Genomic DNA, 24,854 nt, shown 5'->3' with positions numbered 1-24,854 from the left:
ATCGGTTCCCACTGCGGCGGGGATGAGCCATGATCGTTGCTAGTTTGCTGCTCATCCTCGTCGCCGTGACGCTTCTCGTCCTCGGCCTCGCCGGTGGATCGAGCTCTCTGCTGATCAGTTCCATCGTTGCCAGCCTGCTGGCCGCGGTGGCGCTGGTCATCGGCGCCCGGCAGGCCTCGGCCGCCCGGCGCGCGGTGCGGGTACCGGGCGACGACCCGGTCGGCGAGCCGGCCCGTGCGCACCAGGACGCGGCCCGCGGCGGGGACCATCCGGCCGGCGATCCGTTCCCGGAGTTCGACGGCCCCCAGGACGACGAGGCCGCCTACGCCGCCGGCCGCCGCGACGCGGACGAGTACCACTCGGCCCCGGACGTGACCCAGCGGGTGCACCCGGACGCGGACCTCTACGACGATGCCGCCGCCGGCCGGACTTCCTCGGGTCAGGCCGCCGGCGCGGCCTCGCGCGCGGAGGATCCCGACTACGACCGGGCGGCCACCGTCATCGGCGGAGCCCGCGCCGCCGCGCCGGACGAGGACGCGTGGCGCGGTGAGCCGGCGCCCGCGGACGCCGCACCGGCCTTCGCCGAGGCCCCGGCCGCTCACGACCTGTCGTTCGCCGGGCCGGAGAGCTCCGGACCGGACTACGCCGGGCCGGCCGACGAGTTCGACGAGCCCGACCCGGACGACCCGGACGACGAACCGCTGCCGCAGGCCGTCCGCCCGGCGGACGCGGTCAAGGTGGCCCGGCTGGACGCCGAGGTGCTGGTCGTGGACGGCCGGCCGCGTTATCACCTGCCGGACTGCCCGCACCTGATCGGGCGCATGACCGAGGGCCTGCCTGTCGCGGAGGCGGTCGAGCTGGGCTTCAGCCCGTGCGGCCTGTGCCGCCCGGTGGATCGCCTGGTCGCGGCCGCCGCCCGGTACTGATCCGGGGCGCCTAGGGGTGCCTCGCGCCGTTGCCCGTAAGTGCAGCCCTTCGGCCCGCACGCGGACGGGTCGACGTGATAGCTCTCCGTGGTCGCCAATGATCACCGGGCGTTGCGGGGTGACCCCGGTGGGGCACGGGATCGAAGATCGGCACAATGGGGCATGGCCAAGCGTCGCGCTCCCTCCACCGACCCGGCCATCGCGCCCGGCGCGGCACAAACCGCCCGCGCGGGGTCCCCGGCGTCCACCGGGAAGGGCGGGCGGCCCGCGGCGGAGCGATCCTTCGCCGTGCGGGTTCGGCCCGGTGCCGGGCGGACCCGGGTGGGCGGACGCTACGACGGTCCGCACGGTCCGGCGCTGATCGTCGCGGTCGGCGCGCCCGCGGTCGACGGCAAGGCCACCGAGGCGGTGCGGCGTGCCCTGGCCGCCGCGCTCGGGCTCCGGCCCGGCGACGTCGAGCTGAAGATCGGTGCCACCAGCCGCGACAAGGTCTTCACCGTGGCCGGGGACGTCGGCGAGCGGCTGGCCGCGCTGCGTGACGGCACCCCATGACCGGCGGGCTCGATCTCGCGCTGCTCGTCGGTGCCGCCGTGCTGCTCGTCGCGGTGGCCGCCGTGCGGCTCTCCACCCGGCTCGGGCTGCCAAGCCTGCTCGTGTACCTGTTCATCGGCATGCTCATCGGGGAGGCCGGCTTCGGCATCCGCTTCGACGACGCCGGCCTCACCCGTACCCTCGGCTTCTGCGCTCTGATCATGATCATCGCCGAGGGTGGGCTGACCGCCCGCTGGACCACCCTGCGGCCGGTGCTCGGGCTTTCCGCGGTGCTGGCCACCATCGGGGTTGCCGTGAGCGTCGCCGTCGTCGGCGTCGTCGTGCACCTGGTCCTCGGCCTCGACTGGCGGCTCTCGCTGCTCTACGGCGCGGTGCTCTCCTCGACCGACGCGGCCGCGGTCTTCGCGACCCTGCGGGTGCTGCGGCTGCCGCCGCGGCTGGTCGCCACGCTCGAGGCCGAGTCCGGCATGAACGACGCCCCAGTGGTCCTGCTGGTCATCCTGCTCTCCTCCGCCGGTGGGCCGGAGCATCCCTGGTGGCACGAGTTGCTGCTGGTCGGCTACGAGCTCGCGGCGGGGACCGCCATCGGGCTCGCCGTCGGCATGGCCGGGCGCTGGCTGCTGCGGCACGCCGCCCTGCCCGCCGCGGGGCTGTACCCGATCGCGGCGGTCGCGCTCACCTTCCTCGCGTACGCCGCCGGTGCGGCCGCGCACGCGTCCGGCTTCCTCGCCGTCTACGTGGCCGGCGTCGTCCTGGGCAACAGCCGCCTGCCGCACCGCCGGGCCATCCTCGGCTTCGCCGACGGGCTGGCCTGGGTCGCGCAGATCGGGCTCTTCGTGCTGCTCGGGCTGCTGGTCAAGCCGAGCCGGCTGGACGCGGCGCTGGTGCCGGCCCTGGTCGTCGGCTTCGCGCTCGTGCTGCTCGCCCGCCCGCTCTCCGTCTGGGTGTCGGCGCTGGTCACCCGCGGTGGCCGCCGGCTCGCCTGGCGCAGCCGGGCCTTCCTGTCCTGGGCCGGGCTGCGCGGCGCGGTGCCGATCGTGCTCGCGACGATCCCGCTCTCGCTCAGGACGGAAGGCTCCGACGGGCTGTTCGACGCGGTCTTCGTGCTCGTGATCATCTTCACCCTGCTGCAAGCCGGCACGCTCGGACCGGTGGCGCGCCGGCTCGGGATCACCGCGCCGGCCGAGGCGGTGGAGATCCACGTGGAGGCCGCGCCGCTGGAGCGGATGCATGCCGACGTGTTGCAGATCGAGATCGAGCCGGGCTCGCGGCTGGCCGGGGTGCACATCGACGAGCTGCGGCTGCCCGTCGGCGCGGTGGTGACGCTCGTGGTGCGGGACGGCGCGGGATTCGTGCCGGGGCCGGACACCCGGCTGCGGACCGGGGACGACCTGCTGATCGTCACCACCGCCGCCGCCCGGGACGTCGCCGAGCGGCGCCTGCGGGCGGTGAGCCGGCGCGGCCGGCTGGCCCGCTGGCACGGCGAGGACGGTCACGAGAAGCGCTGATCCCCTTGCGTCGGGTATCCGACGCAGGTTTTCGGTATGGTTCGTCCCGGTTAGTGGTCACTCGGTACGGTGCGCCGTGTTGTCGGTAACCTTCACGTTCCGTATCCTTGCCAGCCTCTAGGGGTGCGCGGCGGTGGCTGGCCGCGCCGTTTGTGCACGTGGGGCGGTGCACGGGTCGCGTGGGGGCGTGGCAGGAGCATCGACTGGGGCGGGTGGGCGAGCGCGCCCCTTCATGACCGCTGAAGACAGCCGATTCGCCGCGCCGAGCGCGGCTCAGGGGAGCGACGATGGCCAAGGCAACCGAGACCCGGTCCGCGTCGGCCGCGAAGGCCGCGCCGCGGAAGGCGCGCAGCGCGGCGGAGACCGAGAAGATCCGGGTCGCGCTCGAGGAGCGCCGCGTGGAACTGCAGGCGGAGTACGACCGGTCGCTCACCGAGATCACCGAGCTCCAGCGCGAGCGTCTCGCCGACTCCGCCGGGGACGATCAGGCCGATACCGGGACGAAGACGTTCGAGCGGGAGCAGGAGATCACTCTTGCGAACAATATGCTCGAGCGTGTCACACAGGTGGAGCGCGCCATCGACCGTCTCGGCGAGGGCAACTACGGTTGGTGTGAGCGATGCGGCAATGCCATCCCCGTCGAGCGGCTGGCGGCGTTCCCCGTCGCGACTCTCTGTGTTTCCTGTAAGCAGTTGGAGGAACGACGCTGAACGCCGACATTGAGCCCGGACCGGGTGCGCGCCCCGGTTTCTCGGGCCGGGCGGTGCTCGTGCTCGCCGTCACCGCCCTGGTCGCCGTCGGGCTCGACCAGCTCGTGAAGGAGCTCAGCACCAAGGGCCTGACCGAGGGCGAGCCCGTGCGGATCCTCGGCGGGCTGATCTACCTCTCGCTGCTGCGTAACAGCGGGGCGGCGTTCAGCCTCGGCAGCGGCTACACCTGGGTGTTCCCGCTGGTCACGCTCACCGTGATCGGCTGGATCACCTGGATGGCCGTCCGGCTGCGCTCGGTGCCGTGGGCGATCGCCCTCGGCCTGGTTCTCGGCGGCGCGCTCGGCAACCTGGGCGACCGGGTGTTCCGGGCGCCGAGCCCGTTCCAGGGCCACGTGGTCGACATGATCAGCATGTTCGGCCCCTACGCCGAGTACTTCGCGGTCTTCAACGTCGCGGACGCCTGCCTCTCCGTCGGCGTGGTCCTCGCCGTGCTGCTGGAGCTGACCGGCCGCCAGCGCGACGGTTCGCGGATGGTGCGGACCGCGAAGTCCGCCAAGACCGAGAAGGCCGAGAAGACCGCATGACCGCGCGCTCCCTGCCCGTACCCGACGGCCTCGACGGGATGCGGCTCGACCAGGCCGTGTCGCGGCTCTTCGGCCTGTCCCGCACCGCGGCCGCGACCCTGGTCGAGGCCGGCGACGCGCTCGTCGACGGCATCCCGCGGCCGAAGTCCGACAAGGTCAGTGCCGGCGCCTGGCTCGAGGTGACGCTGCCCCCGCCGGTGACCGCGCCGACGCTGGTGGCGACGCCGGTGCACGGCATGAAGATCGTCTACAGCGACGACGACATCGTGGTGGTGGACAAGCCGGTCGGCGTGGCCGCGCACCCGAGCCCGGGCTGGAGCGGCCCGACCGTGATCGGCGGGCTCGCCGCGATGGGCCAGAACGTCGCGACCAGCGGCGCCGCCGAGCGCCAGGGCGTCGTGCACCGCCTCGACGTCGGCACCACCGGGCTGATGGCGGTCGCCAAGAGCGAGATGGCCTACAGCGCGCTGAAGCGTGCCTTCAAGGAGCGCGAGGTCGACAAGCGCTACCACGCGATCGTGCAGGGCCACCTCGACCCGCTGCGCGGCACCATCGACGCGCCGATCGACCGGCACCCCACCGCCGACTACCGGTTCGCGGTGATGTCCGACGGCAAGCCCAGCATCACCCACTACGACACGCTCGAGGCGTTCCGCTCGGCGAGCCTCATCGACGTCAAGCTGGAGACCGGCCGTACACACCAGATCCGGGTGCACTTCTCGGCGATGCGGCACCCGTGCGTCGGCGACGTCACCTACGGCGCCGACCCGACCCTGGCCGCCCGGCTCGGCCTGCACCGCCAGTGGCTGCACGCGCGCGAGCTCGCCTTCCTGCATCCCCGTACGCAGGACGAGGTCCGTTTTGTCAGCGACTACCCTGAGGACCTGGGGCACGCACTGGACCTGCTCCGCGACGCCAGCTGACATCGACCTTGCGAGGGGGACCACCTCATGAGGCCCGGGGACCGGATGCTGCCGCCGCTGAACCATGGCCTGCCGCGCATCGGCATGTCCCCGGCGCGGCTGCGGTTCATGACCGGCCTGGCGCTGGCGGCGGCGGCCGCGCTGCTGGTCACCGTGGTGTGGGTGGCCGACCGCGGGCCCGAGCTGGAGAAGCCGACCGGCGACGTGGTCCGGGTCGGTGTCGTCGAGGGACAGTCGGTCGGCGGCTACCTGCGGTCCAGCCGCGGTGAGCTGGCCGCGTTGCTGCCCTCGGCGGGATCGCCGGCGGCGGGGGAGACCTGGGCCCTGGTGAGCCTGACGGAGTACCTCGCGCCGGATCGGTTGCAGGCCGCGCTCGAGGGCGTTCCGGTCGCACAGGTCTACGTGCGCGCCCCGCTCGCGGGCGTGCGCACCCAGGTCGTGAAGGTCCCGGTCTACCGGATGCCACAGGACGTGGTCGCCGGGATGCTCAACGCGGCGCTGGCCCGCGACCAGGAACAGGCCGACTACCGCAAGCTCGGCGCCGAGCTGCATGGCGAGGGCGTCAACGAGATCCGGCTGCGCCGGGCGTACGACACCGCGGCGCGCACCGCGGCGTCGGAGGCCGCCGCGTACCGGGCGCACTGCGCCTGCGCGTTCGCGGCCGTGGTGCGCGCCGGCCCGCTCGTGCTCGACCGGCTCGCGAACCGCCCGGAGGTGCGGGCGGTCGATCCCGCGCCGGAGGTCCGGAGCCTCGACCGCACCGAGTTCCGGCCCGTGCTGCCCGAGCAGACCGTCCTGGTGCCCGACGACGATCCGGCGCTGGAGGGCGTGCCATCGCGGTCCCGGACTGTTGCCCCGGCAACCCCCGCGCCACTACCCTCATCCACCGGGGCGGCTGTGAGATCTGCCTCACCAGACAACCCCGCAGTGGGGTCCGGCCATTCAGCCGCGGCAGTTCAGGAGAGCACTGCCGTTCCCTCCGTACGGTCCGGGGGCGCGGACCCGGACGCGCCGATCACTGCTCCGGGAGCATCTCGGGGCGCCTCCAGGCGTTGAATGCGGGGGCGGCGTGTGCCGCCATGGGTACGGGTTGGATGAACGTGCACGAGCTTGACGCCGACGGGCAATCAAGACCGCCGCACAATTGCGGTCATTGGGTGTGGCCTGAATAGGGTTGGCGTCCGTAGCCTGTCTAGGGCAACGGGGGTCCGTGGGAGTGTCGAGCAGGCACATCGAGCAATCGCTGGGAGGACGAGCCGTGGATGGGACCGAGACCGGCTGGGGCCGGCCTGCGGAACCAGCCCCGCGTTGGCGGGCGCTGCTCGACCGGGCCCGGCATGGTTCCCGGGCCGCCGAGGAGCAGTCCGACGCCGAGGGCAACCAGGACGGGCCACGCCGCCCGGCGCCCCGGCCCGCCGGACGACCCTTCAACCCCCTCGATCCACGGCAGAGCGAGCAGGCCCGCGGCCAGGAGTCGCGCCAGCCGGAGCGCCGCCCGCTCAACCCGCTCGACCGCCGCCCCGGCCGGGCCGGCCTGGGTGAACGGCTGGGTCAGTCCGAACCGCTCGCCCCGCTCGCCCCGCCCGCCGAGGCCCGGCAGCCAGACGGCCGCCCGGTCAATCCGCTCGCCGAGGCGCGCCGGCAGTCCCGCATCGGCGAGGGCTTCCAGGCCCGGCCCGCCTCCGGCGAGGAGCCGCACAGCTTCTTCAACCCGGCGCGGGGCTCCGCGGCCCCGTCGATCGGCCGGGTCTCGCCCTCGCCCGTCTCCGCGCCGCCGACCAGCCGGGGTGCCGCCTCGGTCGCGTCGGCCTCGGTGATGCCGCCGCCGACCATCGCGCCGCGGCAGCCGGCCGTCGCCACGCCGGCGCCGACCTCGCCCGCCCCGGCCCGGATCGAGTGGCGTCAGGCCCGGCCGGAGCAGGAGGACCGCTCGGTCGCGCTGCTGCGCCGCAAGCTCGGCAAGCCGCGGGTGATGGCGTTCGCCAACCCCAAGGGCGGCGTGCACAAGACCACCGCCACCGTGCTGGCCGCCGCGACCATCGGCAGCGTCCGCGGCCGCGGCGTGCTGGCCTGGGACGACAACGAGCTGCGCGGCACGCTGGGCCTGCGCGCCGGCAGCGCCCGGCACGCCCGGACGATCCGGCACCTGGTCAGCGAGCTTCTCGAGATCGAGAACCTGCACGGCGAGGGGCTGATGTCGCACCTCGACGACTTCCTGCGGCACGCCTCCGACGGCTCATACGACGTCCTCGCCGGCGAGGAGAACCCGCGCTTCGCTCAGCGGCTCGACCAGGGCACGGTGCGCCGGGTGATGGACCTGCTGCGCCGCACCCACGACGTGATCTGTGTGGACACCGGCAACAACGTCGAGAGCGTCAACTGGCAGACGGTCATGCGCAGCGCCGATCAGCTGGTCGTCACGACGGTCCCGCGCGAGGACGCGGCGTTCACCGCCGACTGGATGCTGGACGTGCTCAACGAGACCGGCATGGAGGACCTCGTCTCCAACGCGGTGACGTTGATCTCCTGCCCGTCGCCGGGCAAGCTGCCGCTGCTCGACGATCTGGCCAAGCACTTCGCCACCCGTACCCGGGCGGTCGCGGTCGTGCCCTACGACCCGGCGCTCGAGGTCGGGTCGTCGATCGAATACAGCGTGTTGCAGCCCGAGACCCGCCAGGCCTGGATGCGCGCCGCCGCGGCGATGATCGAGCCGTTCGCCGAATAGAGCGGGTGTCCCCGGTGCCACCCGGCCCGGGTCGGACTAGGCTCTCGAAGGCCGGATTCGCCAGCGGGAAAAGGGGGCCTGGGTGTCTGACTCGTTCGTGCATCTCCACGTGCACACCGAGTATTCGATGCTCGACGGCGCCGCCCGGCTGAAGGATCTGTTCGCCGAGGCCAAACGCCTCGGCATGCCGGCGGTGGCGATCACCGACCACGGCAACATGCACGGCGCCTACGACTTCTACCGGCAGGCGACCGCCGCCGGCATCACGCCGGTCATCGGCGTCGAGGCCTACGTCGCCCCCGAGTCGCGGCTGACCAAGCAGCGGATCAAGTGGGGCCGCCCCGAGCAGAAGAGCGACGACGTCTCCGGCTCCGGCGGCTATACCCACATGACCATGTGGGCCCGCAACGCGGTCGGCCTCAAGAACCTGTTCCGGCTCAACTCCCGGGCCTCCATCGAGGGCCAGCTCGGCAAGTGGCCCCGGATGGACATGGACATCATCGCCGAGCACGGCGAGGGCATCATGGGCACGACCGGCTGCCCGTCCGGCGCGGTGCAGACCCGGCTGCGGCTCGGCCAGTTCGACGAGGCGCTCAAGTCCGCCGCGGCGTACCAGGACATCCTGGGCAAGGAGCACTACTTCCTCGAGATCATGGACCACGGGCTCGACATCGAGCGCAAGGTCCGCGACGGCCTGCTGGAGATCGGCCGGAAGCTCAACATCCCGCCGCTGGTCACCAACGACTCGCACTACACGCACGAGGCCCAGGCCGAGGCGCACGACGTGCTGCTCTGCGTGCAGACCGGCAGCAACATCGCCGACCCCAACCGGTTCAAGTTCGGCGGCAGCGGCTACTTCGTCAAGTCCGCCGACCAGATGCGCGCCGTCGACTCCTCCGAGGCCTGGCAGGAGGGCTGCCGCAACACCCTGCTGGTGGCCGAGCGGGTCGACACCGAGGGCATGTTCACCTTCAAGAACCTGATGCCCCGGTTCCCGGTGCCCGAGGGCGAGACCGAGGAGTCCTGGTTCCGCAAGGAGGCGTTCGAGGGCCTCAAGCGGCGCTTCCCGGGCGGCGTCCCCGAGACGCACGTCAAGCAGGCGGAGTACGAGCTCGGGATCATCAACCAGATGGGCTTCCCGTCCTACTTCCTCGTGGTCGCGGACTTCATCCAGTGGTCGAAGCGGCAGGGCATCGCGGTGGGGCCGGGCCGCGGCTCGGCGGCGGGCTCGCTCGTCGCGTACGCGATGGGGATCACCGACCTCGACCCGCTGCCGCACGGCCTGATCTTCGAGCGGTTCCTCAACCCCGAGCGCGTCTCGATGCCCGACGTCGACATCGACTTCGACGAGCGCCGGCGCGGCGAGGTCATCCGCTATGTCACCGAGCGGTGGGGCGAGGACAAAGTCGCGCAGATCGCGACCTTCGGCACGATCAAGGCGAAGGCCGCGATCAAGGACTCTGCCCGGGTGCTCGGTTACCCGTACGCGGTGGGCGACCGGATCACCAAGGCCATGCCGCCGGCCGTGATGGGCAAGGACATCCCGCTCGCGGGCATCTTCGACCCCGATCACAAGCGCTACGGCGAGGCCGGCGAGATGCGCACGCTCTACGACACCGACCCCGACGTCAAGAAGGTCATCGACACGGCCCGGGGCATCGAGGGCCTGATCCGGCAGACGGGTGTGCACGCGGCCGGCGTCATCATGTCCGCCGAGCCGATCATCGACCACATCCCGCTGATGCGCCGCGACGCCGACGGGGCGATCATCACGCAGTTCGACTACCCGACCTGCGAGACGCTCGGCCTGCTCAAGATGGACTTCCTCGGCCTGCGGAACCTGACGATCATCGACGACGCGGTCAAGAACATCGAGCTCAACCACGGCCGCAAGCTCGACCTGCTGGGGCTGGCGCTGGACGACAAGCCGACATACGACCTGCTCGCCCGCGGCGACACCCTAGGCGTGTTCCAGCTCGACGGCGGGCCGATGCGCTCCCTGCTGCGGCTGATGAAGCCCGACAACTTCGAGGACATCTCCGCGGTGCTGGCGCTGTACCGGCCCGGCCCGATGGGCGCGAACTCGCACACCAACTACGCGCTGCGCAAGAACAAGCAGCAGGAGATCATCCCCATCCACCCGGAGCTGGAGAAGCCCCTGGAGGAGATCCTCGGCCCGACCTACGGCCTGATCGTCTACCAGGAGCAGGTGCAGCGCGCCGCGCAGAAGCTGGCCGGCTACTCGCTGGGCCAGGCCGACCTGCTGCGCCGGGCCATGGGAAAGAAGAAGAAAGAGGTCCTGGACAAGGAGTTCGTGCCGTTCAGCGACGGCATGAAGGCCAACGGCTACTCGCCCGAGGCGATCAAGGCCATCTGGGACATCCTGGTGCCGTTCGCCGACTACGCCTTCAACAAGGCGCACACGGCCGGCTACGGCCTGGTGTCGTACTGGACCGGCTACCTCAAGGCGAACTACCCCGCCGAATACATGGCGGGCCTGCTGACCAGCGTCGGCGACGACAAGGACAAGATGGCGATGTACCTGGCCGAGTGCCGGCGCATGGGCATCCAGGTCCTGCCGCCGGACGTCAACCAGTCCGCCGGCCCGTTCACGCCGGTCGGCAAGGACATCCGCTTCGGCCTGGCCGCGGTCCGCAACGTCGGCAACAACGTGGTCGAGGCGATCGCCCGGTGCCGTAAGGAGAAGGGCGACTATCAGGACTTCTACGAGTTCCTGTCCAAGGTCGATGCCGTCGCCTGCAACAAGAAGACCGTGGAATCCCTGATCAAGGCCGGCGCCTTCGACTCGATGGGGCACACCCGCAAGGGCCTGCTCGCCGTGCACGCCGAGGCGATCGACGCGTACGCGGACGTCAAGAAGAACGAGGCGGCCGGGCAGTTCGACCTGTTCGCCTCGTTCGGCGAGGACTCCGGCGCGGGCAGCGCGGCGACGGTCGCGATGCCGACCATCGGCGACGGCGAGTGGGACAAGCGCGACAAGCTCGCGTTCGAGCGGGAGATGCTCGGCCTCTACGTCTCCGACCACCCGCTCGCCGGCCTCGAGCAGCTCCTGCACAACTCGGCCGACACCACGATCGCCGCGCTCAACGAGGACGGCTCGGTACCGGACGGGCAGGTCGTCACGCTCGCCGGCATCCTCACCGGCGTGCAGCGGCGCATCACCAAGCAGGGCCGGGCCTGGGCGTCGGCGACCCTCGAGGACCTGGCCGGCGGCGTCGAGGCGCTCTTCTTCCCCAACACCTACGAGGTGATCGGGCAGTACATCGCCGAGGACGCGATCGTCGTCGTCAAGGGCCGGGTGGACCGCCGCGACGACACCCCGCGGATCATGGCGATGGACATGTCGATGCCCGACGTGACGCACAACCCGGACAGCAAGCCCATCACCCTGACCATGCCGATCACCCGGTGCACGCCGCCCCTGGTCGACGAGCTCAAGGAGATCCTGGTCAGCCACCCCGGCGACGCCGAGGTGCACGTGCACCTCCAGAACGGCAGCCGCACCACGATCTTCCGGCTGGGCGCGGTGCGGGTCGCGCCGACGCCCGCGCTGCGCGCCGACCTGAAGACGATCCTCGGCCCGTCGGCGGTGCTTTGATGCTCCCTGCGGGCGCCGGGGGCGGACCTGGCAGGATCGGGGCGTGAACCCCAGCCAGGAGCCGGCCCCACAGCAGTACGGGCAGGTGCCGCAGTACGACACCCAGCCGGCCTACCCGTTCGGCCCGCCCTCGGAGGCGATGGCCTGGGAACAGCCGCGCCCGCCGCACCGGTCGCCGCGGCGCACGGTGTCCGTGATGGCGGCCGTGACGGCCGGGCTGGCAGTGGCCGGTGCGCCGCTCGGCCTGCTCTGGTCGTGGCTGGCGCCGTCGGTGCCGGTGATCAACGCGGGACGGAACGGCATCGTGGTCAACGACCCGTCGCCGGAGGAGTACGTCGCGGCGGACGCCTGGTTCACCCTGCTCGGCTTCGGCTTCGGCCTGCTCGCCGCAGTGCTGATCTGGATGCTGCTGCGCCGCGATCGCGGACCCGCCCTGGTGCTCGGGGTGACCTTCGGCGGCCTCGCCTGCGCGGTCGTCGCCTGGCAGGTCGGCCGCCTGGTCGGGCTGAGCGCCTGGGACGAGTGGCAGCGGACGTCGGCGGCGGGCGACACCTACGCCCGGCCACCGGACCTGCGGACACACGGCGCGCTGCTGGTGATCGCGTTCGCCGCGGTGATCGTCACCACGCTGCTTGCCGGCTGGTCCAACGACCCCGACCTGGACCTGCCCGGCGCGAAGCCGGGCTACGGCCACGACCTGACGGACGCTAGTTCGGACTCACCGGACGAGCCAGATCCGACAGCGGCACCGGCACCGCCCGCACCTTGGCCAGCAGACCCGCCTCGCGGTTGAGCAGCCGCAGCTCGGTGCGCAGCCGGGTGGCCGTGTCGGGCGCGGCCAGCAGCTCCTGCCGTTCGTCGGTGGTGAGCTGCGCGGTCGCCGCGATCAGGTGGGACAGCACGGTCGGGTCGTCCGGCACCTGGTCGAGCACCTCGGAGTCGGGCCGCAGCAGATCCAGGTAGGTGCGGAACGCGGCGAGCGTCCGCGGCGCAAGCAGCGTCGCGGCCGGGCCGGCGCCGTCCTCGTCGGGCAGCCACTCGACCTCGGCGGTCACGTAGGGGTGGGTCTCCGCCGCGATCGCGACCACCCGGAAGCGCCGCCGGCCGACCGTGACGATGTCGAAGCGGCCGTCGGGCAGCTCGGTGACCTGCCGCAGCTCGGCCGTGCAGCCGACGTCGTACAACTGCTCGACCGTGACCGGCATCTCGTCCGCCGGGCGCTCGGCGTCGGCGTCCGGCGTCGCGACCTCCCAGCCGTACCGCAGCGTCACCACGCCGAACTCGTGCGGCTCGTCGTCGGTGGTGGCGACCAGGTCGCGCACCAGCGTGCGGTATCGCTCCTCGAAGATGTGCAGGGGCAGCACCAGGCCGGGGAAGAGCACCGTGCCCAGCGGGAAGACCGGGATAATCGCGCCCACGGTGCGAGCGTATCGGCCTGATCGCTGTCCGCGCGCCTCCCTCCCCGGCGATCTTCGGATCCGGTACGCGCAAAAGCGGCGAAAGCTCTGTTCCCATTGCCTGGAACGGCGACGGAGCGCTGTCGGAGGTGCCGCCTAGACTTGGCCCGTGCTGAACCGGATTGACCTGCGCGGCTCCCGCCGGGACCCCCGCGGCCTGCTGCCCCGTGCCCAGCTCGACGTCTCCGTGGCCGTCGAGAAGATCCGCCCCGTCGTGGTGGCGGTCCGGGAGCATGGCTTCGCGGCGATCCGGGAGGCGACCCATCGCTTCGACGGCGTCCAGCTCGACCGCCTGCGGGTGCCCCGGGAGGCCATCTCCGCCGCCGCGGAGACGCTCGACCCGGAGGTCCGCGCCGCCCTGCTCGTCGTCATCGAGCGGGCCCGCAAGGTGCACGGCGACCAGCGGCGCACCGACGTCACCACCCAGGTGGTCCCCGGCGGCACCGTGATCGAGCGGCACGTGCCGGTCTCCCGGGTCGGCCTCTACGTCCCCGGCGGCCTGGCCGTCTATCCGTCCACCGTGGTGATGAACGTGGTGCCCGCCCAGGTCGCCGGCGTCGAGTCGCTGGTGGTCGCCAGCCCGCCGCAGCAGGACAACGGCGGCCTGCCGGACGCCCGGGTGCTCGCCGCGTGCGCGCTGCTCGGCGTCGACGAGGTCTACGCGGTCGGCGGCGCACAGGCCATCGCCATGCTCGGCTACGGCTCGGACGGCGCGGACGAGGCCGACCGCTGCGAGCCGGTCGACGTCATCACCGGCCCCGGCAACATCTGGGTGACGGCCGCCAAGCGCCTGCTACAGGGCACGGTCGGCATCGACGCCGAGGCCGGCCCCACCGAGATCGCCATCCTGGCCGACGACAGCGCCTCACCGGTGCACGTCGCCGCCGACCTGATCAGCCAGGCCGAGCACGACCCGCTGGCCGCCAGCGTGCTGGTCACCGACTCGCCGGCGCTGGCCGACGCGGTCGAGGCGCAGCTCGCCGTGCAGGTGCCGGCCACCAAGCACGAGGCCCGGGTGCGCGAGGCCCTCGGCGGCACACAGTCCGGCGTCGTCCTCGTTGACGACGTCGAGCAGGGCCTGCGCGTGGTCGACGCCTACGCGGCCGAGCACCTCGAGATACAGACCCGGGACGCCCGCGCGGTGGCCATGCGGGTGCGCAACGCCGGCGCCGTCTTCGTCGGCGCGTACTCGCCGGTCTCGCTCGGCGACTACGCCGCCGGCTCCAACCACGTGCTGCCGACCGCGGGCTGCGCCCGGCACTCGTCCGGCCTGTCGGTGCAGTCGTTCCTGCGCGGCATCCACGTCATCGAGTACGACGAGGCGGCGCTGCGCGACGTCGCGCCGCACGTGGTGGCGCTGGCCAACGCCGAGGACCTGCCGGCGCACGGCCAGGCCGTGACGGCGAGGTTCGGCTCATGACCACGATCGACGACCTGCCCGTCCGCGCCGACCTGCGCGGCCGCTCGCCCTACGGCGCGCCGCAGCTCGACGTGGCCGTGCGGCTGAACACCAACGAGAATTCCTATCCGGTGCCCGACGCCGTGGTGGACGCGATCGGCAAGGCCGTGCAGGCCGAGCTGCGCGACCTCAACCGCTACCCCGACCGGGACGCGGTGGCGCTGCGCACCGATCTCGCCGACTACCTGGGCCACGGCCTGACCGCGGCGAACGTGTGGGCGGCCAACGGCTCCAACGAGGTGCAGCAGCAGCTGTTGCAGGCGTTCGCGGGGCCGGGGCGCTCCGCGCTGGGCTTCGGCCCGTCCTATTCGATGCATCCGCTGCTGGCCGCCGGCACCGGCACCCGCTGGATCGGCGCGCTGCGCGACGCCGACTTCGGCCTCACGCCCTTCTCGGCGGTGGAGCAGATCACCCGGCACGCCCCGGATCTGGTGTTCCTCTGTTCGCCCAACAACCCGACCGGCACCGCGCTCGACCCGGCGGTGGTCGACGCGGTGCTGCGGGCGGCGCCGGGCATGGTCGTGGTCGACGAGGCATACGCCGAGTTCGCCCGGGCCGGCACGACCAGCGCGCTGTCGGCCCTGCCGCGGCACCCGCGGCTGGTCGTCACCCGCACCATGAGCAAGGCGTTCGGCTTCGCCGGCGGCCGGCTCGGCTATCTCGCCGCCGACCCCGCCGTGGTCGACGCCGTCCAGCTCGTCCGCCTGCCCTATCACCTCTCGGCGCTGACGCAGGCCGCCGCCCGGGCCGCGCTCGCGCAGCGCGAGGCGCTGCTCTCCACCGTCGACGCGATCAAGGAACAGCGCGACCGCATCGTCGACACCCTGCGCTCCCGCGGCGTGCGGGTGGCCGAGAGCGACGCCAACTTCGTGCTCTTCGAGGTCGGCGGCGACCAGCACGTCGCGTGGCAGCGCCTGCTCGACCGCGGTGTGCTCGTCCGCGACGTCGGCCTGGCCGGCTGGCTGCGGGTGACCGCGGGAACAGAATCCGAAACTGACGCCTTCCTGGGGGCCCTGCTTTGACTCGCACCGCGCGCATCGAGCGCGTCACCAATGAGACCAAGGTGCTCGTCGAGATCGACCTCGACGGCACCGGCAAGGCCGAGCTGTCGACCGGCGTGGGGTTCTACGACCACATGCTCAACCAGCTCGCCAAGCACGGCGGCTTCGACCTCACCGTGCGCACCGAGGGCGACCTCGAGATCGACGCGCACCACACCATGGAGGACACGGCCATCGCACTGGGCGAGGCGTTCGCGCGGGCGCTGGGCGACAAGGCCGGCATCCGCCGCTATGGCTCCGCGACGATCCCGATGGACGAGGTGCTCGTGCGCGCCGCCGTCGACCTGTCCGGCCGGCCCTACGTGGTGCACGACGAGCCCGAGCTGGCGCCGTACATCGGCCCGGTCTACCCGACCAGCATGACCCGGCACATCTTCGAGTCGTTCGGGCACGCGGCCAAGGTGACCCTGCACGTCAGCGTGCTGCGCGCGGCCCGCGACGGCGGCCGGCCCGACGCGCACCACGTCGTGGAGACGCAGTTCAAGGCGTTCTCCCGGGCGCTGCGGGCGGCCGTGGAGATCGATCCGCGTAACGCGGGCGCGCTCCCGTCGACGAAGGGCGTGCTGTGAGCCTCGTACCGATCCTGCTGCTCGGCCTGTGCGGCATCCTGGTCGGCGGGGTCATCTCGCTGTCCCGGCAGGGCGCCTCGAAGTTCAGCATCGGCCTGGTCGCCGCGCTCGCACTGCTGGCGCTCGCCGGCGGCGTCGCCTGGATGATGCCCGGGGACAGCTGATGACCGAGGTGGTGATCCTGGACTACGGCTCCGGGAACCTGCGGTCGGCCGAGCGCGCCGTCGCGCGTACCGGCGCCACCGTGACGGTGACCGACGACCTGACCGCCGCGGCCGCCGCGGACGGCCTGGTGGTGCCCGGCGTGGGCGCCTACGCGGCGTGCATGGCCGGCATCGAGAAGCTCGGCGCCGGCCCGGTCATCGCCGGCCGGGTCGCGGCCGGCCGGCCGGTGCTGGGCATCTGCGTCGGCATGCAGATCCTCTTCGAGTCCGGCGTCGAGCACGGCGTCGAGACCCGCGGGCTCGGGCTGCTGCCGGGCGCCGTGACCCGGCTGACCGCCCGGCGCATCCCGCACATGGGCTGGAACACGGTGTCCGCGCCGGCCGGGTCGGTGCTGCTGGACGGCCTGCCCGCCGGCGCGCGGTTCTACTTCGTCCACTCGTACGCGGCCTCCGACCTGGCCGCGCTGGAGGCCGCCGGCGCCCGGGTCACGACGGCCGCGCACGACCTGCCGTTCGCCGCAGTGGTGGAGCACGGCCCGCTGTCCGCGGCCCAGTTCCACCCCGAGAAGTCCTCCGACGCCGGATACGCGTTGCTGAACAACTGGGTGGCGGGCCTGCCCTCGCAGTCCACCCGGTGAGCAAGGAACGCGCGAGACGGCGGGCCGAGCGGCTCGTCGTTCTCGAAAAGGAGAAGGCCAAGCGGGCCCGCCGCTCGGCCCGGCGGCAGCGTCGCCGCGCCCTGGTCGCCTCGTTGAAGCCGGGCCGGCGCTCCAGCTCGGGCCGGCTCTACCGGCGCAGCCGCGCCCAGCGCACGGGCATCGTCGTCGTGCCGCTGATCGTGGCGGCGGTGGTGTGGTTCCTCGTGCCCGAGCTCGCGCTCCGCCTGGTGCTGATCGCCATGATCGTTCTTGTCCTGCCGGCCCTGGTCGTCGTAGTCCTGGGCCGCCGTTCCTGACCCGCCTGTTCTCTCTGATCGGAGTTTCTCGTGACCCTGACGCTGCTGCCCGCGGTTGATGTCGCCGACGGCCAGGCGGTCCGCCTCGTACAGGGCGCCGCGGGCTCGGAGACCGGCTACGGCGACCCGCTCGAGGCCGCACTCGCCTGGCAGAACGACGGCGCGGAATGGGTGCACCTCGTCGACCTCGACGCCGCGTTCGGCCGGGGTTCGAACGCCGCGCTGCTCGCCGAGGTGGTCAGCCGCCTCGACGTGAAGGTCGAACTCTCCGGCGGCATCCGCGACGACGCGTCCCTGCGCGCGGCGCTCGCCACCGGCGCCGCCCGTGTCAACATCGGCACGGCCGCCCTCGAGGACCCGGAGTGGTGCGACCGGATCTGCGGCGAGTACGGCGACCGGGTGGCGATCGGCCTCGACGTCCGCGGCCGCACCCTGGCGGCCCGCGGCTGGACCCGCGACGGCGGCGACCTGTTCGAGGTGCTGGAGCGCCTCGACAAGGCCGGCGCCGCGCGCTACGTGGTCACGGACATCACCAAGGACGGCACGATGCGCGGCCCCAACCTGGACCTGCTGCGGGAGGTCTGCGCCCGCACCGACCGGCCGGTGATCGCCAGCGGCGGGGTGTCCAAGCTGGACGACCTGCGCGCCCTGGCGACGCTGGAACACCTCGGCGTCGAGGGCGTGATCGCGGGCAAGGCGCTCTACGCCGGCGCGTTCACGGTGGCCGAAGCCCTCAAGGCGCTAGCGCAGGCATGAGCGAGATCGAGCGCTTCGCCTCCGGTGGTCCCTGGGAGGAGCGGTATGGCTACTCCCGGGTGGTCCGGGCCGGGGACCTGGTGATCACGGCCGGTTGCACGGCGACCGTGGATGGCGCGGTGACCGGGATCGGTGATCCGCGGGCGCAGACGCTGACGGCGATCGGGATCGCGCTCGACGCCCTCGCGGGTGCGGGCGCGGGTCTCGCCGACGTCATCCGGACCCGGATGTACATCGTGGACGCGGCGCACGCGGACGCGGTGGCGGGGGCGCACGGCTCGGTCTTCGGCGAGGTGCGGCCGGTGGCGACGCTGGTGGTGGTGGCCGGGCTGCTGGATCCCGCGCACCTGGTGGAGATCGAGGTCGAGGCGTACATCGGCGGGCGCCCCAGGACGGTCCTGGTCTGACGCCGGGCGGCCGCATGTAGCGACCTTGCCTGGTTTCCGCCGCGGGTGGGCTCAGTCGATGCGAAAGACCGCGACGCGGTCCGCCGTCCCGAGCTGGAGCCGACACCGCTTTCCCCCGCCGCGGCATAACAGGCGGAACGCGTCCGGGCAGTGGCGACCCGCTCCGGGCGCGTCCTAGCCGCCGTTGCGCCGCCAGGCCTCGCGCAGCGCCGTGACCGCCGCGGTCAACGCCGGCCGGGCCGTCGAGGCCTCGCGCCACGCCAGCACCACCCGCCGGGTCGGCGCCGGCCGCACCGGCACCACGCACACGCCCTTCGGCAGCGGCGGCCGCGCCAGCCGGGGGATCATCGCGATGCCGAGCCCCGCCGCGATCAGCGTCAGCTGCGTCTCGAACTCGCCGACATGGAAGTCCGGCCGCACCCCGGGCAACACCCGCAGCAGCCACTCGTGGCAGATGTCGCCGGCCTTCGCCGCGATCCAGCGCTCGTCGCGCGCCCGCGACAGCCGCACCTCCTTCGCGGCGGCGAGGCGGTGGCCGGCCGGCACGATCAGGTCCGCCACGTCCAGGCCGATCCGCTCGTGCGTGATCCCCGGCGGATACCGCAGCGCCACCTCCGGCCAGTCGTCCAGCACCGCGAGATCGACATGCCCGCGCCGCAGCATCTCGAGACCCTCGTGCGGATTGACCTCCACCAGGCCCGTCGCCAGCTGCGGGTGGTCGGTCGCCAGCCGATGCAACGCGTACGGGAGCAGCGCCCGGCACGCGGTCGCGAAGGCCGCCACCGTCAGTCGTCCGGTGACCGTGTCGCGGTGTGCGGCGAGCGCCGCCTCGGCCTCGTCGAGGTGGGACAGCAGCCGCTCGGCGTGGTCGGCGAGCACCCGCCCCGCCTCGGTCAGCCGCAGCCGGCGCCCGTCCTTCTCGACGAGGGTGGCGCCGGTCTCACGCTCCAGCTTGGCGAGCTGCTGCGACACCGCCGACGGCGTGCAGTGCAGCGCCTCGCCGGCCGCCAGCACCGTCCCGTAGCTGGCCACGGCGTGCAGGGCGCGGAGCCGGCCCAGATCAATCATGTAGCCACGCTACATCGTCGGTGTAGCACTATTCGCTGGTGCTTCACGATGCGCCCGGGCGAGGGTGATCACATGAGACCCCGGGACATCGCGCTCGCCGCGGCCGTCGCCGCCGTGTGGGGCGTCAACTTCGTCGTGATCGACATCGGCCTCGACCACTTCCCGCCGCTGCTGTTCTCGGCGCTGCGGTTCACGCTCGCCGCGTTCCCGGCCGTGCTGTTCGCCGGTCGCCCGCCCGCGCGGTGGCGGTGGGTGCTCGCGGTGGCGCTGGCGCTCGGGGTCACCAAGTTCTCGCTGCTCTTCGCCGGCATCGCGGCCGGCATGCCGGCCGGCCTGAGCTCGCTGATCCTCCAGAGCCAGGCGGTGTTCACCACGATCTTCGCGGTGCTGCTCCTGCGCGAACGCCCCGGACCACGCCGGATCGCCGGCCTGGCCGTCGCGGCGCTGGGCATCGGCGTGGTCGCCACCCGGCTCGGCGCGGACGGCCTGCCGGCGGGCGCGTTCGGCCTGGTACTAGGCGCGGCCGTCGCCTGGGGCGTGTCCAACGTGGCCACCCGGCGTGCGGCGCCGGCCGACACGCTGCGCTTCATGGTCTGGGTGAGCGCGGTCGCGGCGCTGCCGCTGGCCGTCCTTTCGGTGCTCGTCGAGGGCCCGGCCGCGGACCTGGCCGCGCTCCGCGCGATCGACGCCACGGCGGTCGCCGCGCTGCTCTTCGTCGCCCTGATCTCGACCCTGGCCGGGTTCGGCGCCTGGGGCGCGCTGATCAGACGGTACGGCGCTTCGGCGGTGGCACCGTTCTCGATGCTGGTGCCGGTGTTCGGCATCGCGTCGGCGGCGATCTTCCTCGGCGAGGCGGTCCACGGCACCGACCTCGCCGGGGGAGTGCTGGTGGTCGGCGGGGTGCTGCTGGGAGCCTCCGGACCCGGCCGCACGTCCCCGGCCACCGGGCCCCACACCGCCAGCGCGAGCCTGGTCCCCGCCACCGGGGCCTCTGCCGCGGTGGCCGGTACCGCCGCCCGCGCCACAGGCCTGTCGGTGGCCGCGGTTGGCGCTGCCGGTTGCGACTGAACGAGCCCGGGGCGGTGCCCGGTCCTGCGGGCATCGGCCTGTCGGGGGTCGGCCGCATGGCTACTCGCGGCTGAGTGGGCTCGACGGTCGTGGCCGGTTCCGGCGCGGGTGGGGTGTGCCGGTCGCGGCTGAGGATTTCGGGGTGCCGCGAACGGCCATGCAGGCACCCGGCGTCGGCGCCCCGGCGGTCCGGTCGGCGTCAGCGGGCGGTGCCTGGCGCGCCGGGTTCCGCCCTGTGGATATCCGGGCACTCGCCGGAGCGCGGCTCGATAGGGTTGGGCCATGACGGTGGCGGTGCGGGTGATTCCTTGTCTCGACGTTGACGCTGGGCGGGTGGTCAAGGGCGTCAACTTCGTCGACCTGCGGGACGCGGGTGACCCGGTCGAGCTGGCGGCCGCCTACGACGCCGCCGGCGCCGACGAGCTGACCTTTCTCGACGTGACCGCCTCCTCCGACGACCGCGGGACGATGCTCGACGTGGTCCGGCGCACCGCCGAGTCGGTGTTCATCCCGCTGACCGTCGGCGGCGGGGTGCGCTCGGTGGACAACGTCGACACGCTGCTGCGCGCCGGCGCCGACAAGGTCGGGGTCAACACCGCGGCCATCAACCGGCCCGAGCTGATCGCGGAGATCGCCGACCGTTTCGGCAATCAGGTGCTGGTGCTCTCGCTGGACGTCCGCCGGGTCGCGTCCGGGCCGTCGCCGGAGCACCCGAGCGGCTGGGAGGTCACCACCCACGGCGGCCGCCGCAGCGCCGGCCTGGACGCCGTCGAATGGGCGCGGCGGGTCGCCGAGCTCGGCGCCGGCGAGATCCTGCTCAACTCGATGGACGCCGACGGCACCAAGGCCGGCTTCGACCTGGACCTGATCGCCGCGGTGCGCGCGGTGGTCGACATCCCGGTGATCGCGAGCGGCGGCGCCGGCGCGGTGGAGCACTTCCCGCCGGCGGTCGCCGCCGGTGCCGACGCCGTCCTGGCCGCGAGCGTCTTCCACTTCGGAGACCTGACCATCGGCGAGGTCAAGGAAAGCCTGCGCGAGGCGGGCAACCCGGTCCGCTGACGGCCCACCCGGCCCACCCGGACCGATCCACCGCTGTCGGAGCCGATCCGCCTGGGCCGATCCGCCGGTGTCGGGGCCGATCCGGCAGGTCCGGCGGGGCCGATCCGGCAGGGTGGCAGCCGGTCCATCCCGAGCCGATCCTGCGCGCGGAACCGATCCGCTGGAGTCGGAGCTGATCCGCCTGAGGTGGGAGCCGATCCGCTCGGGGTGGGAGCCGATCCGTCTGGGTGGGAGCCTGTCGCTGGGTTCGGAGTCAGTCTGGCTGGGGCGGAGCTGGTTCGTCGGGGGTCAGCGGCCGTCGGCGAGGCGTAGTGAGTACTCGCGGACTGCTGCGTTGTAGGTTCGCTCGTCGAGTCGCCAGTCCGAGTCGCCTGGGGTCGCCGCTCGGTTCAGTTGGGCCTGGAGGGTTACCACGGCCGAGGACAGGCCGCTGAACGGCCTCGTGCGCCAGAGCTGTTCGCCGGCCGGGGCCACCTCGACGAGGTCGTCGTCGACGGTGAGTAGGCCCGCGCCGGCCAGGCGGCGGACGGAGTCCTCCAGTTCGGCGCGGCTGGGCACGCTGTGGTGCAGGAAGTCGGCGGCCGCGAGTACGTCCGCGAGGCTCGCCCCGGTGACCGGCAGCGCCGCATGGAGCGCCCGGTCACGCTCGAGGCGCTCGGCGATGACTGTCGACACGAAGATCCATGCGTCGTTCCAGTGCCAGTCGCCAGCCCCCATGTCGCCATGATGCCGTGCGGTCGGCGAACCGGAAAGCAAATGTGCCTGGATGATCACCAACCTGTGTCCTCACCCCGGACAATTCGCCCGCACCCGACCCGCCGCGGTGGGACTCCCATCTGGATGGATCCGGCGGCCGATCGGGTTGGGTGTATCGGTTGAGCGGACCACCCACGTATCGGTTGAGCGGACCACTCGCGCATCGGTTGAGCGGACCGCCCGCGTATCGGTTGAGCGGACCGCCCGCGTATCGGTTGAGCGGACCGCCCGCGTATCGGTTGAGCGGACCGCCCGCGTATCGGTTGAGCGGACCGCCCGCGCGGGCGGATCAGGTGGACGGGACCGGAACCAGCCTCGCGGCGTTCGCGGGCGCCGGGTCCGCGGCGGGAATCGCGAAGACCGGCATGAACAGCTGCGCCAGCGGGCCGATCGCCAGCGCGTACGCGATGGTGCCGAGGCCGACCGTGCCGCCCAGCAGGAAGCCGACCGCCAGGACGAGCAGCTCGATGCTGGTGCGGACCAGCCGGATGGACAGGCGCGGAAAGCGGTTCACGATCCCGGTCATCAGGCCGTCGCGCGGGCCCGGCCCGAAGCGGGCCCCGATGTACATCCCCGTCGCCACGCCGTTCAGGGCGATGCCCACCAGCAGGTACGTGACGCGCATCGCCATCGACTCGCCGGGGGCCAGCAGGGCCAGGGCGGCGTCCACCACGAGCCCGATCACCAACAGGTTCGCGAGCGTGCCGAATCCGGGCCGCTGTCGCAGCGGGATCCATAGCATCAGGATCGGGACGCCGGCCAGGATCACCACCCAGCCGAAGCTGAGCCCAGTGGCCTTCGACACACCCTGGTGGAACACGTCCCAGGACGTCAGGCCCAGGCTGCTCTCCACCATGAAAGCCATGCTTATCCCGTACAGGACCAGGCCCGCGAGGAGTTGACTCACGCGGCGAGGGAGGCGGGCGCCGGTCGGGACGAGGTTGCTGATGCGGCTCATAGGTGCCACTCTGAAGGCCAATTGGTCGGCACCAAAGTGCCAATTTCGGGGAGGTGGCCATGACAACGTCCGTTCGTGGGGGCCAATTGGCCCGCCTCCTGGGTCAGTGGCACTCGCTTCCGGGGCGGCACCGCAGCCCGGACTACGCCGCGCTCGCCGGCGCGATCCGGGGGCTGCTCTCCGACGGGCGGCTGCCGCTGGGCGTGCGCCTTCCCGCCGAACGTGAGCTCGCCGAGGCGCTCGGTGTCAGCCGGACGACGGTCACCGCCGCGTACCGGTCGCTGCGGGAGACCGGCCATCTCACCAGCCGGCGCGGCGCCGGTAGCTGGACCACCCTGCCGACCGGGCACCGGGTCGCCACCTCGGGCCTGTGGACCCCGGACGACGACCTGGACATGATCGACCTGGGGGTGGCGGCCTCGGCCGCGCCGGTCGAGCTCGTGCCCGCGGCCCGCGCCGCCGCCGAGGACCTGCCGCGCTTCCTCGGCAGCGCGGGTTACCACCCGACCGGGCTCATGGAGCTGCGCGAGGCGGTCGCGGCCGGTTACTCCGGCCGCGGCGTGGCGACCAGCCCGGAACAGATCCTCATCACCAGCGGTACGCAGCAGGCCCTCGACCTGGTGCTGCGCCTGTCGGTACCGGCCGGCGCCGCGGTGCTGGTCGAGTCGCCGACCTATCCCAACGCCCTGGCCGCCCTTGCCGCGCGCCGGGCCCGGATCAGCACGCACGGCCTCGACGCCGCCGACGGCTGGGACGGCGAGATGCTGCTGGGCGCGCTGCGCCAGACCCGGCCGCGCCTCGCCTACGTGATCCCCGAGTTCCAGAACCCGACCGGCCACCTGATGCCCACCGAGCTGCGCGAGCGGCTCGCCGCCACCGCGCACGCGGCCGGCACCGAGCTGATCGTGGACGAGTCCTTCGTGGACCTGCCGCTGGACGGCACCGCGATGCCGCCGCCGGTCGCCCTCTTCGACCGGCACTCGCGGGTCGTGTCCATCGGCGGCATGAGCAAGGCGTACTGGGGCGGCCTGCGGATCGGCTGGGTCCGCGCCTCGGCGCCGCTGGTGCAGCGCCTGGCCGCCCTGCGGGTCGGCGTCGACATGGCCAGTCCGGTCCTCGAACAGCTCGTGGCCGTGCACCTGCTGCGGGACGCGGAGACGATCGTCGCGGCCCGGCGCGCTCAGCTGTCGGTCCGCCGGGACGCGCTCGTCGCCGCGCTCGGCGAGCACCTGCCCGAGTGGCGGTTCACCCTGCCGGCCGGCGGGGTGACGCTCTGGGCGGAGCTCGACGGCCCGATCTCCAGCGCCCTGGCCCGCGCGGCCGAGGACGTCGGTGTGCGGCTCGCGCCCGGGCCGCGCTTCGGCCTCGACGGCACCCTCGAGCGCTTCATGCGCCTGCCGTTCACGCTCGCCGCCGACGACCTCACCGAGGCCATCCGCCGGATCGCCTCCGTGCGCCACGACCTGGACCGGGCGACCCGGCCGGCCTGGCGCACCCCAGCCGTCATCGCCTGACGGTACGGAGGTCCTGCGCTGGGTCGCGTCGGTGTGTCGCGGCCTGGGCCGAGTGA

At 72.9% G+C, this 24,854-nt stretch carries 25 protein-coding genes; 21 read left to right on the top strand and 4 right to left on the bottom strand.

Going from position 1 to position 24,854, the window contains the following annotated elements; genetic code table 11:
• Positions 1-29: 29 nt before the first annotated feature.
• The 10 genes from BJ971_RS42710 to BJ971_RS29900 all read left to right on the top strand — a co-directional run bounded on the left by BJ971_RS42710 (position 30) and on the right by BJ971_RS29900 (position 12,340).
• Positions 30-926 carry a hypothetical protein gene (locus tag BJ971_RS42710; protein ID WP_184999375.1) on the top strand — a complete coding sequence of 299 codons (897 nt, stop codon included), beginning with the start codon at positions 30-32 and terminating at the stop codon, positions 924-926.
• A gap of 288 nt (positions 927-1,214) precedes the next feature.
• The gene (locus BJ971_RS29940) at positions 1,215-1,478 is read left to right on the top strand and encodes a DUF167 domain-containing protein (protein ID WP_239087410.1); all 264 of its coding nucleotides are present in this window, start codon (positions 1,215-1,217) and stop codon (positions 1,476-1,478) included.
• Positions 1,475-2,986, top strand: coding sequence for a potassium/proton antiporter (locus BJ971_RS29935; RefSeq protein WP_184996507.1), 1,512 nt, complete (start codon positions 1,475-1,477; stop codon positions 2,984-2,986). Before BJ971_RS29940 ends, BJ971_RS29935 begins: the two co-directional genes overlap by 4 nt.
• A gap of 287 nt (positions 2,987-3,273) precedes the next feature.
• Entirely contained in the window at positions 3,274-3,696 is a 423-nt protein-coding gene (locus tag BJ971_RS29930; RefSeq protein WP_184996506.1) for a TraR/DksA family transcriptional regulator, read from the top strand.
• Positions 3,697-3,704: 8 nt separating this feature from the next.
• Positions 3,705-4,280 carry a signal peptidase II gene (gene lspA, locus BJ971_RS29925; RefSeq protein ID WP_184999183.1) on the top strand — a complete coding sequence of 192 codons (576 nt, stop codon included), beginning with the start codon at positions 3,705-3,707 and terminating at the stop codon, positions 4,278-4,280.
• A complete protein-coding gene (locus tag BJ971_RS29920; protein WP_184996505.1) occupies positions 4,277-5,203 on the top strand; it encodes an RluA family pseudouridine synthase in 927 nt (308 codons plus the stop codon). The genes lspA and BJ971_RS29920 overlap by 4 nt, the downstream gene beginning before the upstream one ends.
• A 27-nt stretch (positions 5,204-5,230) precedes the next feature.
• On the top strand, positions 5,231-6,259 hold the full coding sequence (locus tag BJ971_RS29915) for a hypothetical protein (protein ID WP_184996504.1): 1,029 nt from the start codon (positions 5,231-5,233) through the stop codon (positions 6,257-6,259).
• 202 nt (positions 6,260-6,461) lie between these two features.
• Complete coding sequence (locus BJ971_RS29910) at positions 6,462-7,928, top strand: MinD/ParA family ATP-binding protein (RefSeq protein WP_184996503.1); 1,467 nt, start codon at positions 6,462-6,464, stop codon at positions 7,926-7,928.
• An 82-nt stretch (positions 7,929-8,010) separates the two neighbouring features.
• A complete protein-coding gene (gene dnaE, locus BJ971_RS29905) occupies positions 8,011-11,547 on the top strand; it encodes a DNA polymerase III subunit alpha (protein WP_184996502.1) in 3,537 nt (1,178 codons plus the stop codon).
• Between the two features lie 43 nt (positions 11,548-11,590).
• Complete coding sequence (locus BJ971_RS29900) at positions 11,591-12,340, top strand: DUF2567 domain-containing protein (protein ID WP_239087405.1); 750 nt, start codon at positions 11,591-11,593, stop codon at positions 12,338-12,340.
• On the opposite strand, the gene BJ971_RS29895 is transcribed toward BJ971_RS29900, so the two are convergent.
• The gene (locus BJ971_RS29895; RefSeq protein WP_184996501.1) at positions 12,255-12,965 is read right to left on the bottom strand and encodes an LON peptidase substrate-binding domain-containing protein; all 711 of its coding nucleotides are present in this window, start codon (positions 12,963-12,965) and stop codon (positions 12,255-12,257) included. The genes BJ971_RS29900 and BJ971_RS29895 overlap by 86 nt on opposite strands.
• 148 nt (positions 12,966-13,113) lie before the next feature.
• Here BJ971_RS29895 and hisD point away from each other — a divergent pair, with 148 nt between their 5' ends.
• The 8 genes from hisD to BJ971_RS29855 are packed head-to-tail and all read left to right on the top strand — an operon-like array spanning position 13,114 to position 18,375.
• Complete coding sequence (gene hisD, locus BJ971_RS29890) at positions 13,114-14,424, top strand: histidinol dehydrogenase (protein ID WP_184996500.1); 1,311 nt, start codon at positions 13,114-13,116, stop codon at positions 14,422-14,424.
• The gene (locus BJ971_RS29885; RefSeq protein WP_184996499.1) at positions 14,421-15,485 is read left to right on the top strand and encodes a histidinol-phosphate transaminase; all 1,065 of its coding nucleotides are present in this window, start codon (positions 14,421-14,423) and stop codon (positions 15,483-15,485) included. Before hisD ends, BJ971_RS29885 begins: the two co-directional genes overlap by 4 nt.
• A complete protein-coding gene (hisB, locus tag BJ971_RS29880; protein ID WP_184996498.1) occupies positions 15,482-16,093 on the top strand; it encodes an imidazoleglycerol-phosphate dehydratase HisB in 612 nt (203 codons plus the stop codon). The genes BJ971_RS29885 and hisB overlap by 4 nt, the downstream gene beginning before the upstream one ends.
• Positions 16,090-16,257: a CG2302 family histidine operon protein gene (locus BJ971_RS29875; protein ID WP_184996497.1), complete on the top strand. Its 168-nt coding sequence runs from the start codon at positions 16,090-16,092 to the stop codon at positions 16,255-16,257. The genes hisB and BJ971_RS29875 overlap by 4 nt, the downstream gene beginning before the upstream one ends.
• Entirely contained in the window at positions 16,257-16,895 is a 639-nt protein-coding gene (gene hisH / locus BJ971_RS29870; RefSeq protein ID WP_184996496.1) for an imidazole glycerol phosphate synthase subunit HisH, read from the top strand. Before BJ971_RS29875 ends, hisH begins: the two co-directional genes overlap by 1 nt.
• Positions 16,892-17,212, top strand: a complete 321-nt coding sequence (locus BJ971_RS29865; RefSeq protein WP_184996495.1) for a hypothetical protein — start codon at positions 16,892-16,894, stop codon at positions 17,210-17,212. The genes hisH and BJ971_RS29865 overlap by 4 nt, the downstream gene beginning before the upstream one ends.
• A gap of 30 nt (positions 17,213-17,242) precedes the next feature.
• Positions 17,243-17,968 (top strand): bifunctional 1-(5-phosphoribosyl)-5-((5-phosphoribosylamino)methylideneamino)imidazole-4-carboxamide isomerase/phosphoribosylanthranilate isomerase PriA, encoded by a 726-nt coding sequence (gene priA / locus BJ971_RS29860; RefSeq protein ID WP_184996494.1) that lies wholly within the window; start codon positions 17,243-17,245, stop codon positions 17,966-17,968.
• Positions 17,965-18,375: a Rid family hydrolase gene (locus tag BJ971_RS29855; protein WP_184996493.1), complete on the top strand. Its 411-nt coding sequence runs from the start codon at positions 17,965-17,967 to the stop codon at positions 18,373-18,375. Before priA ends, BJ971_RS29855 begins: the two co-directional genes overlap by 4 nt.
• Positions 18,376-18,549: 174 nt before the next feature.
• On the opposite strand, the gene BJ971_RS29850 is transcribed toward BJ971_RS29855, so the two are convergent.
• Positions 18,550-19,443 (bottom strand): LysR family transcriptional regulator, encoded by an 894-nt coding sequence (locus BJ971_RS29850; protein ID WP_184996492.1) that lies wholly within the window; start codon positions 19,441-19,443, stop codon positions 18,550-18,552.
• Positions 19,444-19,515: 72 nt separating this feature from the next.
• Between BJ971_RS29850 and BJ971_RS29845 the strand changes: the two genes are divergently transcribed.
• Positions 19,516-20,511, top strand: a complete 996-nt coding sequence (locus tag BJ971_RS29845) for an EamA family transporter (RefSeq protein WP_184996491.1) — start codon at positions 19,516-19,518, stop codon at positions 20,509-20,511.
• Between the two features lie 282 nt (positions 20,512-20,793).
• Positions 20,794-21,570, top strand: coding sequence for an imidazole glycerol phosphate synthase subunit HisF (hisF, locus tag BJ971_RS29840; RefSeq protein WP_184996490.1), 777 nt, complete (start codon positions 20,794-20,796; stop codon positions 21,568-21,570).
• A 288-nt stretch (positions 21,571-21,858) separates the two neighbouring features.
• Here the strand turns inward: hisF and BJ971_RS29835 are convergent, their stop codons facing one another.
• Both BJ971_RS29835 and yczE read right to left on the bottom strand, forming a co-directional pair.
• The gene (locus BJ971_RS29835) at positions 21,859-22,287 is read right to left on the bottom strand and encodes a hypothetical protein (protein ID WP_184996489.1); all 429 of its coding nucleotides are present in this window, start codon (positions 22,285-22,287) and stop codon (positions 21,859-21,861) included.
• Between the two features lie 328 nt (positions 22,288-22,615).
• On the bottom strand, positions 22,616-23,284 hold the full coding sequence (gene yczE, locus BJ971_RS29830; protein ID WP_184996488.1) for a membrane protein YczE: 669 nt from the start codon (positions 23,282-23,284) through the stop codon (positions 22,616-22,618).
• 59 nt (positions 23,285-23,343) lie between these two features.
• On the opposite strand from yczE, the gene yczR reads away from it, so the two are divergent.
• Positions 23,344-24,798, top strand: coding sequence for a MocR-like transcription factor YczR (yczR, locus tag BJ971_RS29825; protein ID WP_184996487.1), 1,455 nt, complete (start codon positions 23,344-23,346; stop codon positions 24,796-24,798).
• Positions 24,799-24,854: the final 56 nt, after the last annotated feature.

Source organism: Amorphoplanes digitatis, assembly GCF_014205335.1.
GTDB lineage: Bacteria > Actinomycetota > Actinomycetes > Mycobacteriales > Micromonosporaceae > Actinoplanes > Actinoplanes digitatus.
The sequence above is the reverse complement of the archived record's forward strand: the minus strand, read 5'-3'. Positions and strand labels throughout refer to the sequence as shown.